General features: G+C 72.1%; 15 protein-coding genes. 10 read left to right on the forward strand and 5 right to left on the reverse strand.

Features of this window, described 5'->3' with window-relative positions; genetic code table 11:
* Positions 1-21: 21 nt before the first annotated feature.
* Positions 22-1,086: a septation protein SepH gene (sepH, locus tag ACFCV8_RS10310; RefSeq protein ID WP_376684867.1), complete on the reverse strand. Its 1,065-nt coding sequence runs from the start codon at positions 1,084-1,086 to the stop codon at positions 22-24.
* A 497-nt stretch (positions 1,087-1,583) separates the two neighbouring features.
* On the opposite strand from sepH, the gene ACFCV8_RS10315 reads away from it, so the two are divergent.
* Positions 1,584-2,438 carry a hypothetical protein gene (locus ACFCV8_RS10315; protein ID WP_376684868.1) on the forward strand — a complete coding sequence of 285 codons (855 nt, stop codon included), beginning with the start codon at positions 1,584-1,586 and terminating at the stop codon, positions 2,436-2,438.
* Between the two features lie 6 nt (positions 2,439-2,444).
* On the opposite strand, the gene ACFCV8_RS10320 is transcribed toward ACFCV8_RS10315, so the two are convergent.
* Entirely contained in the window at positions 2,445-3,761 is a 1,317-nt protein-coding gene (locus tag ACFCV8_RS10320; RefSeq protein WP_376684869.1) for a D-arabinono-1,4-lactone oxidase, read from the reverse strand.
* Positions 3,724-4,965, reverse strand: a complete 1,242-nt coding sequence (locus tag ACFCV8_RS10325; protein WP_376684870.1) for an MFS transporter — start codon at positions 4,963-4,965, stop codon at positions 3,724-3,726. The genes ACFCV8_RS10320 and ACFCV8_RS10325 overlap by 38 nt, the downstream gene beginning before the upstream one ends.
* 152 nt (positions 4,966-5,117) lie before the next feature.
* On the opposite strand from ACFCV8_RS10325, the gene ACFCV8_RS10330 reads away from it, so the two are divergent.
* Positions 5,118-6,245 (forward strand): ferrochelatase, encoded by a 1,128-nt coding sequence (locus tag ACFCV8_RS10330; RefSeq protein WP_376684871.1) that lies wholly within the window; start codon positions 5,118-5,120, stop codon positions 6,243-6,245.
* Positions 6,246-6,280: 35 nt separating this feature from the next.
* A complete protein-coding gene (locus tag ACFCV8_RS10335) occupies positions 6,281-7,099 on the forward strand; it encodes an inositol monophosphatase family protein (protein ID WP_376684872.1) in 819 nt (272 codons plus the stop codon).
* A 106-nt stretch (positions 7,100-7,205) separates the two neighbouring features.
* On the opposite strand, the gene ACFCV8_RS10340 is transcribed toward ACFCV8_RS10335, so the two are convergent.
* Positions 7,206-7,379, reverse strand: a complete 174-nt coding sequence (locus tag ACFCV8_RS10340; protein WP_376684873.1) for a hypothetical protein — start codon at positions 7,377-7,379, stop codon at positions 7,206-7,208.
* A 360-nt stretch (positions 7,380-7,739) separates the two neighbouring features.
* Between ACFCV8_RS10340 and ACFCV8_RS10345 the strand changes: the two genes are divergently transcribed.
* The 4 genes from ACFCV8_RS10345 (at position 7,740) to ACFCV8_RS10360 (ending at position 11,364) form a co-directional block, all read left to right on the forward strand.
* A complete protein-coding gene (locus tag ACFCV8_RS10345; protein ID WP_376684874.1) occupies positions 7,740-8,393 on the forward strand; it encodes a response regulator transcription factor in 654 nt (217 codons plus the stop codon).
* Positions 8,394-8,399: 6 nt separating this feature from the next.
* Entirely contained in the window at positions 8,400-9,629 is a 1,230-nt protein-coding gene (locus ACFCV8_RS10350; protein ID WP_376684875.1) for a sensor histidine kinase, read from the forward strand.
* 406 nt (positions 9,630-10,035) lie between these two features.
* Positions 10,036-10,332 carry a DUF4193 domain-containing protein gene (locus ACFCV8_RS10355; protein ID WP_003965732.1) on the forward strand — a complete coding sequence of 99 codons (297 nt, stop codon included), beginning with the start codon at positions 10,036-10,038 and terminating at the stop codon, positions 10,330-10,332.
* 12 nt (positions 10,333-10,344) lie between these two features.
* Entirely contained in the window at positions 10,345-11,364 is a 1,020-nt protein-coding gene (locus ACFCV8_RS10360; RefSeq protein ID WP_376684876.1) for a hypothetical protein, read from the forward strand.
* A 19-nt stretch (positions 11,365-11,383) separates the two neighbouring features.
* Here ACFCV8_RS10360 and ACFCV8_RS10365 read toward each other — a convergent pair whose 3' ends face one another.
* Positions 11,384-11,839 (reverse strand): DUF3093 domain-containing protein, encoded by a 456-nt coding sequence (locus ACFCV8_RS10365; protein ID WP_376684877.1) that lies wholly within the window; start codon positions 11,837-11,839, stop codon positions 11,384-11,386.
* Positions 11,840-11,896: 57 nt separating this feature from the next.
* Between ACFCV8_RS10365 and ACFCV8_RS10370 the strand changes: the two genes are divergently transcribed.
* The 3 genes from ACFCV8_RS10370 to ACFCV8_RS10380 are packed head-to-tail and all read left to right on the forward strand — an operon-like array spanning position 11,897 to position 13,783.
* Positions 11,897-12,481 carry a PaaI family thioesterase gene (locus ACFCV8_RS10370; RefSeq protein WP_376684878.1) on the forward strand — a complete coding sequence of 195 codons (585 nt, stop codon included), beginning with the start codon at positions 11,897-11,899 and terminating at the stop codon, positions 12,479-12,481.
* On the forward strand, positions 12,481-13,014 hold the full coding sequence (gene dut, locus ACFCV8_RS10375; protein ID WP_376684879.1) for a dUTP diphosphatase: 534 nt from the start codon (positions 12,481-12,483) through the stop codon (positions 13,012-13,014). Before ACFCV8_RS10370 ends, dut begins: the two co-directional genes overlap by 1 nt.
* 1 nt (position 13,015) lies before the next feature.
* Positions 13,016-13,783 carry a DUF3710 domain-containing protein gene (locus ACFCV8_RS10380; protein WP_376684880.1) on the forward strand — a complete coding sequence of 256 codons (768 nt, stop codon included), beginning with the start codon at positions 13,016-13,018 and terminating at the stop codon, positions 13,781-13,783.
* Positions 13,784-13,857: the final 74 nt, after the last annotated feature.

Below are 13,857 nucleotides of genomic sequence, written 5' to 3' on the forward strand. Positions count from 1 at the left end.
TCATGCCGTGGTGAATCCTGCTCAGTCCTGCTTCTTGCGGCGCGTACCGAAGACGATCTCGTCCCAGGTCGGGACGGCGGCCCGGCGGCCGGGCCGGACGCCGTCCGCCTCGGCCTGACGGTCCGTCGTCCCGGTCAGCCGGTCGCGGTGACCGGCCACCGCCCTCGGCATCAGCACGTCGGCGTAGGCGGAACCGGCACCGGCGGAGGCCGCCGCGGGCGGTTCGTCCGCCCCGGGTTCCTGCACGGCGGGCTCGATGGCGGGCGGCTCGGGCGGGGAGGGGCGTTCCGGTACCACCATGTCGCCGCGGAAGCTCGGCACCGCCTCCAGCAGGCTGGTCAGCGAATCGCGTTCACCGGCCGAGACCGACGCGATGTGCTCCTCCGGCTCCGGCGGGGGCGGCGGAGCCGTGGGGCGTTCGATCTGGCGGTCCAGGGCACGGTCCAGCGGCCGGTCGCGCGGCAGCCGGGCGATCCGGGGCACGAACGGGAAGCTGGGCTCCGGGGCGGCCACGTCGTCGGTCTCGCCGATCAGCGATCGCGCCTCGTCGTCCACGGCCTGCACCAGGCGGCGCGGCGCGTCGTACGTCCAGCTGGCCGAGTGCGGCTCGCCCGCGACCCGGTAGACCAGGAGGACCTCCCAGGTGCCGTCGTCCCGGCGCCAGGAGTCCCACTGCACGGACTCCTTGTCGGCGCCCCGCAGCAGCAGCCGTTCCTGCACGGCCTCGCCGAGCTGGGGGCCGGTGTTCTCGCCGGGGCGGCGTACGGGGGTCTTGCGGGCCCGCTCGGCCATGAAGGCGCGCTCCGCGAGCACGGGGCCCTCGAAGCGGCGGACACGGTCGACCGGAATCCCGGCGAACTGGGCGACCTCCTCGGCGGAGGCGCCGGCTCGTATCCGGGCCTGGATGTCGCGGGGACGGAGGTGGCTCTCCACCTCGATCTCGATCTGGCCGAGGCGCGCGCGGTCGTTGCGCACGGCGGCCCGCAGCCGCTCGTCGATCGGGAGTGTGTACTCCGTGCTGTCAGCAGCCTTGAGCACCAGTCGTGTGCCGTCGTTGGAGACGGCCACGACACGCAGTTCGGGCATGGGGACCTCCCGGGTGGTGCCTGCCGACGTCACGTGCGTCGCTGCTTCCGCTAGTCGAGTGTGGCCTGCCCGGGTGCAGCCTGCCACAACATTGCCGTGTTGCCCGGTGTGCCGGGCGCGAGCCCTTGACCGCCGGTATGACACGGTGACCCATTCTGCAACAGAAAGTGACCAATGGTCACCTCATGTAGCCAGTCCCCGTGCGATGCCGCGGCGCCGCCGGATCGAGTGCCTCCTTCGGCTCCCTTTTTGAAGATCCGGAACGCCCGCACGGACGTCCGGCCCCAGGGCTCGACACAGTACTCCATTCGGGCCATCAGGGTGGAGCGCCGCGCCGTCGAAGTTCTCCCGAGGTCCGGCAGTTGGAGGGGTGCGGTGGCCCGGCGGATCGCCGAGGGGTGTCCTGCTTCACAGAATCCCCGGAAGCGGAACTAATCACTTCGCTCAAATGTCCCTTCCTGTTGCATGGTGGGAGAGATGTCAACAGAGGGCTGGAAATGGTGCAGAAGCCGGAAAGTGACATAGAACCCAAGGAAAGGCGCATTGATCTGAGCCTGCCGCAAGTCGCGGGCAGCGCCGTGGCGGCGGTCGCGGCCGCGGTGGCGGCCTCCCAGCTGGGTGTGTACGGAACGATTCTCGGCGCCGGGGTCATGAGCATCGTCGCCACCTGCGGCGGCTCGGTCTTCCAGCACTTCTTCCGGCGTACCGGGGAGCAGATCCGCGACGTGACCGTGCAGGCGCGCGGGACGGGTGCGACGAGGACGCGAGGGCGCGGGGCACCGGCCCGGGGCCCTGCCGGGGCCGCGGACGCCACCGCGGTGCTGCCCGTGGCCGACGGGGAGTTCTCGGAGGCCACCACGCACGGCACCCGGCTGCGCGGCTGGAAGCGCTCGGCGCTCGGCGCGGCGATGGTTTTCGTCCTCACCATGGCCGGGATCACCACGTACGAGCTGCTCTCCGGCGGCGATCTGAGCGGTGGCCACGGGACGACCGTCGGCTCCGTCGTGCGCGGCGGCGGCGATCGGGGCGCCGGTACGGACACCCCGGCACCGTCCACGAGCCCCGGCCGGGAAGGGACACCGCACCGGGAGAGCGGCACGGCGCCCGGCACGGACCCGCAGGGCGGCGCGAGCCGGACCCCGGACACCGGTGGGGGCGGCCTGCCCTCCACCGGCCCGACCCCCGACCCCGCGCCGTCCGGCGGCACCGGCGGCGGTACGGACCCGTCGTCCCCGGCGACGGCGCCCGCCCCGGAGCCCTCCGGCGACCCCACCACCGACCCGGCCCCCGCGGGCGGCCAGGCCCCGGCCCAGGGCGACGGCGCCGCGGCGGGCACCGGCACCGGACGGTGAACGGCGCTACTCGCCCAGGACCCGGCGCAGGTAGTCGTTGCCGAAGAGCCGGTCCGGATCCAGCCGGTCGCGTACCGCGGTGAACTCGCCGAAGCGCGGGTACACCCCGGCCAGGTACTCGGCGTCGCGGGTGTTCACCTTCCCCCAGTGCGGGCGCCCGGCGTGGGCGGTCATGATGCGCTCCACCGCGGTGAAGTACGCCTGGTACGGCGTGCCCCGGTAGAGGTGGACGGCGATGTACGCGCTCTCCCGGCCCGAGGCCGTGGAGAGCGCGATGTCGTCGGCGGGGGCGGTGCGGACCTCCACCGGGAAGCTGATCCGCAGCGGCGAGCGCTCCACCATCGCCTTCAGCTCGCGCAGCGCCTCCACGGCCGCCTCGCGCGGCACCGCGTACTCCATCTCCACGAAGCGGACCCGGCGCGGGCTGGTGAAGACCTTGTACGGGATGTCGGTGTAGGTCCGGGCCGACAGGGCGCGGCTGGAGAGCCTGGCGATCGACGGGACGGTGGCGGGCACCGCGTGGCCGAGCGAGCAGGCCACCTGGAAGAGCCCGTTGGAGAGGAGCTCGTCCTCGATCCAGCCGCTGACCTTTCCGGGCGGGGCGGCGGGGCCCGCGCTGCGGTTGTTGCGCTTGGTGTTGCAGTTCCCGGTGTGCGGGAACCAGTAGAACTCGAAGTGCTCGTTCTCGGCGACCAGCTCGTCGAAGTCGCTCATGATCCGGTCGAAGCCCATCGGCTCCTCGCGGGCCGTCAGCAGGAAGACCGGCTCGACGGCGAAGGTGATCGCCGTGACGACACCCAGCGCGCCGAGCCCGATCCGGGCCACGGCGAAGATGTCGGCGTTCTCCCGCTCCGAGCAGGTCAGCACCGTGCCGTCGGCGGTGACCAGCTCCAGGGCCCGGATCTGGGCGGATATGGACGCCGAGTCACGGCCGGTGCCGTGGGTGCCGGTCGAGGTGGCGCCCGCGACCGTCTGCTCCATGATGTCGCCCATGTTGGTGAGCGAGAGGCCCTCCCGGGCCAGGGCGGCGTTCAGCCGCTTCAGAGGGGTACCGGCCTCGACGGTCACCGTCATCGCCTCGCGGTCGATGCTCCGGATGCCGGTGAGCAGGTCCGGGCGGATCAGCACGCCGTCGGTGGCGGCCGCCGCGGTGAACGAGTGTCCGGTGCCGACCGGCTTCACCCGCAGGCCGTCCCGAGAGGCCCGGCGCAGGACCTCGGCCAGCTCCGGTACGGATGCGGGGGACACGGCCCGTACCGGACGGGCGGTGACATTCCCGGCCCAGTTACGCCACGCGTTCGCTTTCGTCCGTACGTCGGTCATCTTCCGCGTGCCCTTCCCTAGGAACCGGCCCGCTGAGCCGGCGATACCCCAGGAACGCCACCGCGGCCGCGAGCGCTCCCGCCACGAGGGACACCACGTACCCCGACTCGGCCCCCGAGGCGTCGACCACCCAGCCTGCGGCCGAGGAGCCGAGCGCCACGCCGACGGCCAGCCCGGTGCTCGTCCAGGTCATGCCCTCGGTCAGCTCGGAACGCGGTACGTGCTGCTCGACGAGAGCCATGGTGGTGACCATCGTGGGTGCGATGGCGAGGCCCGCGACGAAGAGCGCCACGGCCAGGAACGGCAGGCTCCCGGCCAGTTGGAGGGGGATCATACTCACGGCCATCGCGCACACGCCCACCAGCCACCGGATGTTCGCCCGCCCCTTGAGATGGAGCAGCCCGAAGACCGCTCCCGCCAGGCACGAACCCAGCGCGTACACGGCCAGCACCAGGCTCGCCGCGGCCTTGTGGCCCTGTTCCTCGGCGAACGCCACGGTGACCACGTCGACGGCCCCGAAGACCATCCCGGTGGCCACGAAGGTCACCACGAGCACCTGGAGCCCGGGGGAACGCAGCGCGGAGCCGCCGCCCTGCTGCCTGCGCGGGTGCGGGACCGGCTCGGTGGACCGCTGCGAGGTCAGCCACACGACGCCGACCAGCAGGAACACCGCAGCCAGGAGCGGCCCGGCCTCCGGGAACCAGATGGTGGACAGGCCGATCGAGATGATCGGCCCGACGATGAAGCACGCCTCGTCGACGATCGACTCCCAGGCGTACGCGGTGTGCAGATCCCGCGGCGAGCCCTGGTAGATGTCCGCCCAGCGGGCCCGGATCATCGAACCGACGCTGGGGATGGAGCCGACGCCCGTCGCGAAGACGAAGAGGGTCCAGTCGGCCAGCCGCTGCTGCGCGCAGACCAGCAGTCCGGCCGTCGCCGCCAGCGCGACGAGGCTGGCGGGGCGCAGCACGCGGCGCTGCCCGTGCCGGTCGACGAGCCGGGAGATCAGCGGGCCGAGCACCGCCGCCGACATCGCCATCGTCGCCGACAGCGCCCCGGCCAGTCCGTAGCGCCCGGTGAGCTGGGAAATCATCGTCACGACGCCGATGCCCATCATGGACAGCGGCATGCGGCCGAGGAATCCGGCCGCCGAGAACTCCTTGGTGCCGGGGACGGCGAATATCGCGCGGTAGGGACTGGGCAAGAGGTGCTCCGGGGCAGCGTGGTCATAGGCGTCGAAACAGCGTGCTTTCAGCCGATACAGCCTACGGTCGGGCGGATCGGCCAGGCGTCGGGGGCGGCCGGGAGGAGATGTCGGTGGAGGGGCGGCCCGGCGGGAGTGGCAGGATCGACGTCATGTCCGATCTGCGCGATCCCGCCCCCTACGACGCCCTGCTGCTGCTTTCCTTCGGTGGTCCCGAAGGCCCGGACGACGTGGTTCCGTTCCTCGCGAACGTGACCCGGGGCCGGGGTATTCCCGAGGAGCGGCTCAAGGAGGTCGGCAAGCACTACTTCCTGTTCGACGGGGTCAGTCCGATCAACGCCCAGAACCGGGCCCTGCTGGACGCCCTGCGCAAGGACTTCGCCGAGCACGGGCTGGATCTGCCGGTCCACTGGGGCAACCGCAACTGGGCGCCGTACCTGACCGACACCCTGCGCGAGATGACCAACGCCGGGCACCGCCGCATCGCGGTCCTCGCCACCAGCGCCTACGCCTCCTACTCCGGCTGCCGGCAGTACCGGGAGAACCTCGCCGACTCGCTGGCCGCGCTGGAGGCCGAGGGACTGCCCGTGCCGCGGGTCGACAAGCTCCGCCACTACTTCAACCACCCCGGGTTCGTGACCCCCATGGTGGAGGGCGTCCTCGCCTCGCTGGCCGACCTCCCCGAGGACGTACGGGCCGGGGCGCACCTCGCCTTCACCACGCACTCCATCCCCACCTCCGCCGCCGACACCTCCGGTCCGGTGGAGGCGCACGGCGACGGCGGCGCCTACGTCGCCGAGCACCTCGACGTCGCCCGGCTGATCGTCGACGCGGTGCGCGAGGAGACCGGCGTCGAGTACCCCTGGCGGCTCGTCTACCAGTCGCGCAGCGGCGCCCCGCACATCCCGTGGCTGGAGCCCGACATCTGCGACCACCTGGAGGCGCTGCACGCGGACGGGGTGCCCGCCGTGGTGATGGCCCCCATCGGCTTCGTCTCGGACCACATGGAAGTGCTGTACGACCTCGACACCGAGGCCACCGCGAAGGCCGCCGAGCTGGGCCTGCCGGTGCGCCGATCCGCGACCGTGGGCGCCGATCCGCGGTTCGCGGCCGCCGTGCGCGAGCTGGTGCTGGAGCGCGCCGCCACCGAGCGGGCGGAGCGCGTGGAGCGGTGTGCGCTGGGCGAGCTGGGGCCGTCCCACGACCTCTGCCCGGTCGGCTGCTGCCCGGCCCGTACCGCCAGGACGGCCGCCGCGGGCGCCGACAGCCCGTACGCGTAAGAGCCCGCCGTACACCCACCGACCTCTGGAGAGCCGTGATCGAACACGACCCGGACACCCTGCTCGGTCTCGCCCTGGACGCCGCCGCCCGGGCGGGCGCGCTGCTCCGTGACCGCCGCCCGGCCGATCTGGGCGTGGCCGCGACCAAGTCCAGCCCGATCGACGTCGTCACCGAGATGGACATCGCCGCCGAGAAGCTGATCACCGGCTTCCTGCGGGAGCGCCGCCCGCACGACGGCTTCGTCGGCGAGGAAGGCGGCGCCACCGAGGGGAGCAGTGGCGTCCGTTGGGTCATCGACCCGCTGGACGGCACGGTGAACTACCTCTACGGCCTCCCCACCTGGGCCGTCTCCATCGCCGTCGAGCGGGAGGGCGAACGGGTGGCGGGTGTCGTGGAGGCCCCCATGCGAGGTGAAACCTACTGGGCGGTGCTCGGCGGCGGCGCCCACGCCGCGGGCGGCACCTACGGCGAGGACACCGCGCTGCGCTGCCGCCCCGCGCCCCCGCTCGACCAGGCGCTCGTCTCGACCGGCTTCAACTACGTCACCGACGTCCGTACGCACCAGGCCGACGTGGCGCGGCGGCTCATCCCGCGGCTGCGCGACATCCGGCGCAGCGGTTCCGCCGCCGTGGACCTCTGCGACGTGGCCGCGGGGCGCCTCGACGGCTACTACGAGCGAGGGCTGCACCCCTGGGACCTGGCGGCGGGCGACCTCATCGCCCGCGAGGCGGGCGCGTACACCGGCGGACGCCCCGGCCTGCCTGCCGACGGAGACCTGACGGTCGCCGCCACCCCTGGCGTCTTCGAGCCGCTCCAGGCCCTCCTGGAGGAGTACGGCGCCTGGCACGACTAGCGCCTTCGTCCGGCGGAACACGGCCGGCGCGGACCGGGCGGTCCCGCACACGGGCAGGGCCCCCGACGCCGGTGAACGGCATCAGGGGCCCTGCCCACCGATGTGCTCAGACGCTGCCGGCGCCGATCTCGACACCGTGTTCGGCGGCGAGGCGGTGGAGGTCGTCCAGTTCGCTCTGCTCGACGTCCGCGAGGAAGTCGTCGCCCGTCTCGCGGGCCCGGGTGAGGTCGTGCTCGGTGGTCCTGATCCGCTGCAGCAGACCTGCGGTGAAAGCGTCCATAATGCGCCCCCTCATCGTGGGTCGGTGGCACGGGGGTGTGCCCGGGGTTTCCCTCCGCGCGGTGGCGGTAGGGCGGGTGATCACGCGCTCTCCGGGGACGGAGCGGCCTGTGGCACGGCCACATTCAAGGCGTGATCTCGGGTGTGCATTCGTCCTCCCCGGGCCTTGGGCCCGAGAAACCTCAACTGGGCGGAAAATCCGTTGAATTCCCTTGAGCCCCAGGTGGGGCAGCGTCGCCTTACCGCCGGTTTATGCGTGTTGCGGGCAGGATGGAGCCGCACAGACCCCGCCCGCGGGCGATCCGGACACGGACCGTGGGTTTTTCGTCACGTTCTGAAGTCACTAAGGAAGGACAGCGCCGTGCGCGTACTCGTCGTGGAGGACGAGCAGCTGCTCGCCGATGCGGTGGCCACCGGATTGCGCCGCGAGGCCATGGCCGTCGATGTCGTGTACGACGGCGCGGCGGCCGTGGAGCGCATCGAGGTCAACGACTACGACGTCGTGGTGCTGGACCGCGACCTCCCCCTGGTCCACGGCGACGACGTCTGCCGCCGGGTCGTCGAGCTGGGCATCCCCACCCGGGTGCTGATGCTCACCGCGTCCGGCGATGTCAGCGACCGGGTCGAGGGCCTGGAGCTGGGCGCCGACGACTACCTGCCCAAGCCGTTCGCCTTCAGCGAGCTCACGGCACGGGTGCGGGCGCTCGGCCGCCGTACGACGGTGGCGCTGCCGCCCGTCCTGGAGCGGGCCGGAATCCGCCTCGACCCGAACCGGCGCGAGGTCTTCCGGGGCGAGAGCGAGGTCCAGCTCGCGCCGAAGGAGTTCGCCGTGCTGGAGGTCCTGATGCGCAGCGAGGGCGCGGTCGTCTCGGCCGAGCAGCTGCTGGAGAAGGCCTGGGACGAGAACACCGACCCGTTCACCAATGTCGTCCGGGTGACGGTCATGACACTGCGCCGCAAACTCGGCGAGCCGCCGGTGATCGTCACCGTGCCCGGCTCCGGATACCGGATCTGACGGCCGGTGCCCGCCGTCCCCGCGCCGCCCGCGACGCCTCCGAAGCCCACCTGGGAACCCAAGCCGCAGGAGCCCCCCTACTGGCTGCGTCCGACCCTCCGGATACGGCTCACGCTGCTCTACGGCGGCATGTTCCTGATCGCGGGCATCCTGCTGCTGTCGATCATCTACATGCTGGCCGCCCAGGCCCTGCACGTGGGCAGTGAACTGCCGTTCACGATCGTCAACGGGCAGGTCACCAGCAAGATCTGCAACCTGCCGGAGAAGGCGTCGCCGGACGCCTTCAACGCGGCGATGAACTCCTGCGTCAACCACCAGCGCCAGCAGGCGCTCGACACGCTCCTGAACCGCTCGCTGCTGGCCCTGGTGGGGCTGAGCGTCATCGCCTTCGCCTTCGGCTACGCGATGGCCGGGCGGGTGCTCTCGCCGCTGGGCCGGATCACCCGCACCGCCCGCCGGGTGGCCGGGACGGATCTCTCCCGCCGGATCGAGCTGGACGGCCCGGACGACGAGCTGAAGGAGCTGGCCGACACCTTCGACGAGATGCTGGACCGGCTGGAGCGGGCCTTCACCGCCCAGCAGCGGTTCGTCGGCAATGCCTCGCACGAGCTGCGCACGCCGCTCGCGATCAACCGCACGCTGCTGGAGGTCCACCTCTCCGACCCCCAGGCCCCGCCGGAGCTCAAACAGCTGGGCAAGACGCTGCTCGCCACCAATGAGCGCAGCGAGCAGCTGGTGGAGGGTCTGCTGCTGCTGGCCCGCAGCGACAACCAGATCGTCGAGCGCAAACCGGTCGACCTCGCGGAGGTCGCCTCCCGGGCGATCGACCAGACGCGCGGCGAGGCGGAGGAGCGCGGGGTGGAGATCCGCGGCGAGCGGGCCCCCGCCGTCGTCCAGGGCAACGGCGTCCTGCTGGAGCGGATCGCGCTGAACCTGGTGCAGAACGCCGTGCGGTACAACGTCCCCGAGGACGGCTGGGTGGAGGTCACCACCGAGCTCGCGGGCGGCCAGGCGCTGCTGGTGGTCTCGAACACCGGCCCCGTGGTGCCGGCCTACGAGATCGACAACCTCTTCGAGCCCTTCAGGCGGCTGCGTACGGAGCGGACGGGCAGCGACAAGGGGGTCGGGCTCGGCCTGTCGATCGCGCGGTCCGTGGCGCGCGCCCACGGCGGCCGTATCATCGCGGAGCCCCGCGAGGGCGGTGGCCTTGTGATGCGTGTCTCACTCCCGGTGTGAGAGGTCGCGCGAAGCGATTCGAAGGCGGACGGGATTGTTCGCTTTGAGCGGAATTTTCGGGACCTGGGCCCGGGTGATCCGTGTGTGATCGATCACAAGAACGAATTTCTCGCCAGCAACGCTCCGTGATCGCCGACCCCAGGGGAAAGCCCGTAAAAGTCGGGGTTTTCGGGGCCGAGTATCACGGGAAGTACACGGGGTGGCGCCCGTGGAGCGTGACGCCGGGACCGTGTACGGTCCCCTTCGCCACCCAAGCCGGCCGCTCTCGAGCGGTCCTCTTGGGTGTCGATTGAGTAACAGACCTTGATGTGAGGCAAAATCTCCGCCTCAGGTCGGGCACAAAGTCCGACCTCTCACGCGTTACGTGCGCTGAGACACCCGCAGACACCCAGAGGGGGAGAGCGACATGGCAACGGATTACGACACCCCACGCAAGACCGACGACGACGTCGATCAGGACAGCCTGGAAGAACTCAAGGCTCGTCGGAGCGACAAGACGGCCTCCGCCGTCGACGTCGACGAATTCGACGCGGCCGAAGGACTGGAGCTGCCCGGCGCGGACCTGTCCAACGAGGAGCTGGCCGTACGGGTCCTGCCCAAGCAGGCCGATGAGTTCACGTGCATGAGCTGCTTCCTCGTGCACCACAGGAGCCAGCTGGCACGGGAGAAGAACGGCCAGCCGATCTGCCGCGACTGCGACTAGGTCCGGCAGACCGTGACAGGCGACACACCGTCCCGGAAGCGGCGCTTCCGGCGCAAGCGGTCGTCGGAGGCGTATCAGGGCGGCACAGGCTCGGCACAGGGCGCGGCAGCGTCCGTCGAGCGGTCCGCCCTGTCGCCCTCCCCGGGCGGGCGGGACGGCGAGCGGGGCCGGTCGGCCTCGCTCGAAGCGGTGGTCGCGGCAGCCGTCGAAGCGGCGGCAGCGGCCGAGCAGGAAGCGGCGACAGCCGCGGAGGTCGACACGGCCGACAGGGCCGGACAGGTCGACAGGACGGAGCCCGTGACCGGGGCAGGCCGTCTGAGTTCAGTGAAACGGGGCGTACGCAAGGGCGGGGAGAGTGCCAAGGCGGCGATAGGTCAGATCGCTGACCTGATCATCGACAACGCTCCCCGCATCCCTGTGCGTGATCTCGCCACCTTGCGCAGGCAGTTCCCCGGACTCGGTCCGGAGGAGCTCGCCGACCGGCTCGTCGCGGGGGCGAGCAGGGCCAGCGCCACCGTCGGCGCCGGAATCGGCGCGGCGGCCATGATGCCCGTACCGCCCGCCATGCTCGCCGAGCTGGCGGCGGAGGTCACCGGCGTCGCCGCGATCGAGATGAAGCTCGTCGCCGAGCTGCACGAGGTCTACGGGCTGCGCCCGCCGGGCGGCCTCGGCCGGCGCTCCACCGCCTACCTCACGTCCTGGACGGAGGAGCGCGGTATCGACGTCTCCCAGCCCACGACGGTCAACGCCGCGCTGGGCGGCCAGATGAAGCGCGAGCTGCGCCAGCAGATCATGAAGCGCATGGCGCGCGATCTGCCGAGCCTGGCCCCGTTCCTGGTCGGCGCCGCCGTCGGCGCGCTGATGAACCGGCGCGACACCAAGAAGCTCGCCGAGCGCATCAGGAAGGACCTGCGCGGGCGCCAGGTGCCCTGGGACCGGCTTCCCGAGCTGCCCCCGCTGGAGCGGCAGCCCGGCCTGCACAAGGGCCTGCTGCGCAGGCTGGAGAGCCCCCCGGGCGAACGGGAGGCATAGCGCCGCGCCCTGCGCGGTCCTACGGGCGGCCGGCCTCGAGGGCTGCCGCCAGGGCCCGCGGCTCGCGCGTCGACAGATAGACGTACGGCGTCGGGTCCTGCGGGTCGGTCACCGGCACCCGGACCGCCGTCGGGATGTAGCTCCGCAGCAGCATGAACGCGCGGGTGTCCGCCTTGTACGTACGCCAGGCGCGCGCCTCCTCGCCCTCCAGCACCTCGGCCTCGCCGAGCGCCGTCACCGGAATGCGGGCGTCCCCGGCCACCAGCGCGCCCGACACGACCCGGATCCTGGCGGAGCCGTAGGAGCTGACGGCGACCGCCGACAGGGCCGTACCGCCCACCAGACCGGCCAGCAGGGGCAGGCCGCCCAGCGGCAGCAGCATCAGCGCGCAGGCGATCCCGATCAGAAGGGCGATGAGCCACCAGGAACGCGGGGCGGTCAGTCGTTCGTCGAAAGGCGGGGTGGAAGGCTGCATGCCCCAAGCTTGGCACGGTGCGGCCCGCGGACGGCCGCGCGGGTAAGGTCTGCGCCTGTGAGTGGAACATCTGAGGCCCTGACGCCCCCGGCCGACGCGGTGAAACCGGTCCGGCACCCCGACGCCCCGGCCCCCGGGGAACTCCTCGGCGCGCATTACGAGCACTGCTTCGGCTGCGGCGACGGACAGCGGCACGGGCTGCACCTCCAGGCGCGGGCCGGCGAGGGCGTCGGTGTCACCGCCGAGTTCACCGTGCAGGCCGCCCACCAGGGTGCCCCGGGGCTGGCGCACGGCGGCATCCTGACCACCGCGCTGGACGAGACCCTCGGCTCGCTGAACTGGCTGCTGCGGGTGATCGCGGTGACCGGGCGGCTGGAGACCGACTTCGTCCGCCCGGTGCCGGTGGACACCGTGCTGCACCTGGACGCCGAGATCACCGCGGTGCACGGCCGGAAGATCTACTCCCGCGCCACCGGCCGGATCGGCGGCCCGGACGGGCCCGTGGCGGTCCGGGCCGAGGCGCTCTTCATCGAGGTCAAGGTCGACCACTTCATCGAGAACGGCCGCCCCGCCGAGATCCGGGCCGCGATGGCCGATCCGGACCAGGTCCGCCGGGCCCGCGCCTTCGAGGTGAACCCCTGATGCGCCGGCCCGTCGACGTACTGATCCGCCGGGTCGACCCGGACGTGCCGATCCCGGCCTACGGGCACCCGGGCGACGCCGGGGCCGACCTGGTCACCACCGAGGCCGTCGAGCTGGCCCCCGGCGAGCGGGCGGTGCTGCCCACCGGGGTGTCGATCGCGCTGCCCGACGGGTACGCCGCGTTCGTGCACCCGCGCTCCGGACTCGCCGCGCGGTGCGGAGTCGCCCTGGTGAATGCCCCCGGGACGGTCGATGCCGGGTACCGTGGAGAGATCAAGGTCATCGTCATCAACCTCGACCCGCGCGAGCCCGTGCGGTTCGACCGGTTCGACCGGATTGCCCAGCTGGTCGTCCAGCAGGTCGAGAAGGTGCGGTTCCACGAAGTGGCGGAGCTGCCCGGTTCGGCCCGTGGCGAGGGGGGCTTCGGATCCACCGGGGGACACGGATCCGTTGATGTCGATGGCGTCAGGGGCGGGATTACCCAGGGCGGGAACAGCTACGCTTCGGTCGTACCCGACCGGGAAGGACAGTGACGTGTTCGGACGTCGCAAGAAGAGTGGTTCCGCCGAGGACGTGGCGGACGAAGCGCGCGAGGCCGAGCAGGTCGTCGACGAGCTCGATGACGCCGACGGTGCCGGCGCACGCCGGGTGAATCTTCCGCCGGCGCCCAGGCCCGACGGACCGTGGGACATCTCCGAGGTCTCCCAGCCCGGCGAGGGCCGGGTCGACCTGGGCGGCGTCTTCGTGCCCGGTGTCGAGGGCATGGAACTGCGGGTCGAGGTGGCCGGTGACGCGATCGTCGCCGCCACGGTCGTGCTGCACGACAGCGCCATCCAGCTGCAGGCGTTCGCGGCGCCGAAGAAGGAAGGCATCTGGGGCGAGGTCCGTGAGGAGATCGCCACGGGCATCACCCAGCAGGGCGGGATCATCGACGAGGTCGAGGGCCCGCTGGGCTGGGAGCTGCGCGCCCAGGTCCCCGTACAGCTCCCGGACGGGACGAACGGCGTGCAGCTGGTGCGCTTCGTCGGGGTCGACGGGCCCCGCTGGTTCCTGCGCGGGGTGATCTCCGGCCAGGGCGCCGTGCAGCCGGAGGCCGCCGGGCTGCTGGAGACGATCTTCCGGGACACCGTGGTCGTGCGCGGCGAGGGCCCGATGGCTCCCCGCGACCCGATCGTCCTGAAGCTGCCCGACGACGCGCAGATGGTGCCCGAGGGCGTCCAGCAGGAGAGCCAGGAGAACTCGCGGTTCTCCGGCGGCATGGGCCAGCTCCAGCGCGGACCCGAGATCACCGAGGTGCGCTGAGCCGGTACGGGCGGGCGCCCGGCACGGGTTTCGAAGGCCGGTGGGCCGCACTCCTCTCCGAGGGGGGCGGCCCC

It is taken from the genome of Streptomyces sp. NPDC056347 (assembly GCF_042262625.1).
Classification (GTDB): domain Bacteria; phylum Actinomycetota; class Actinomycetes; order Streptomycetales; family Streptomycetaceae; genus Streptomyces.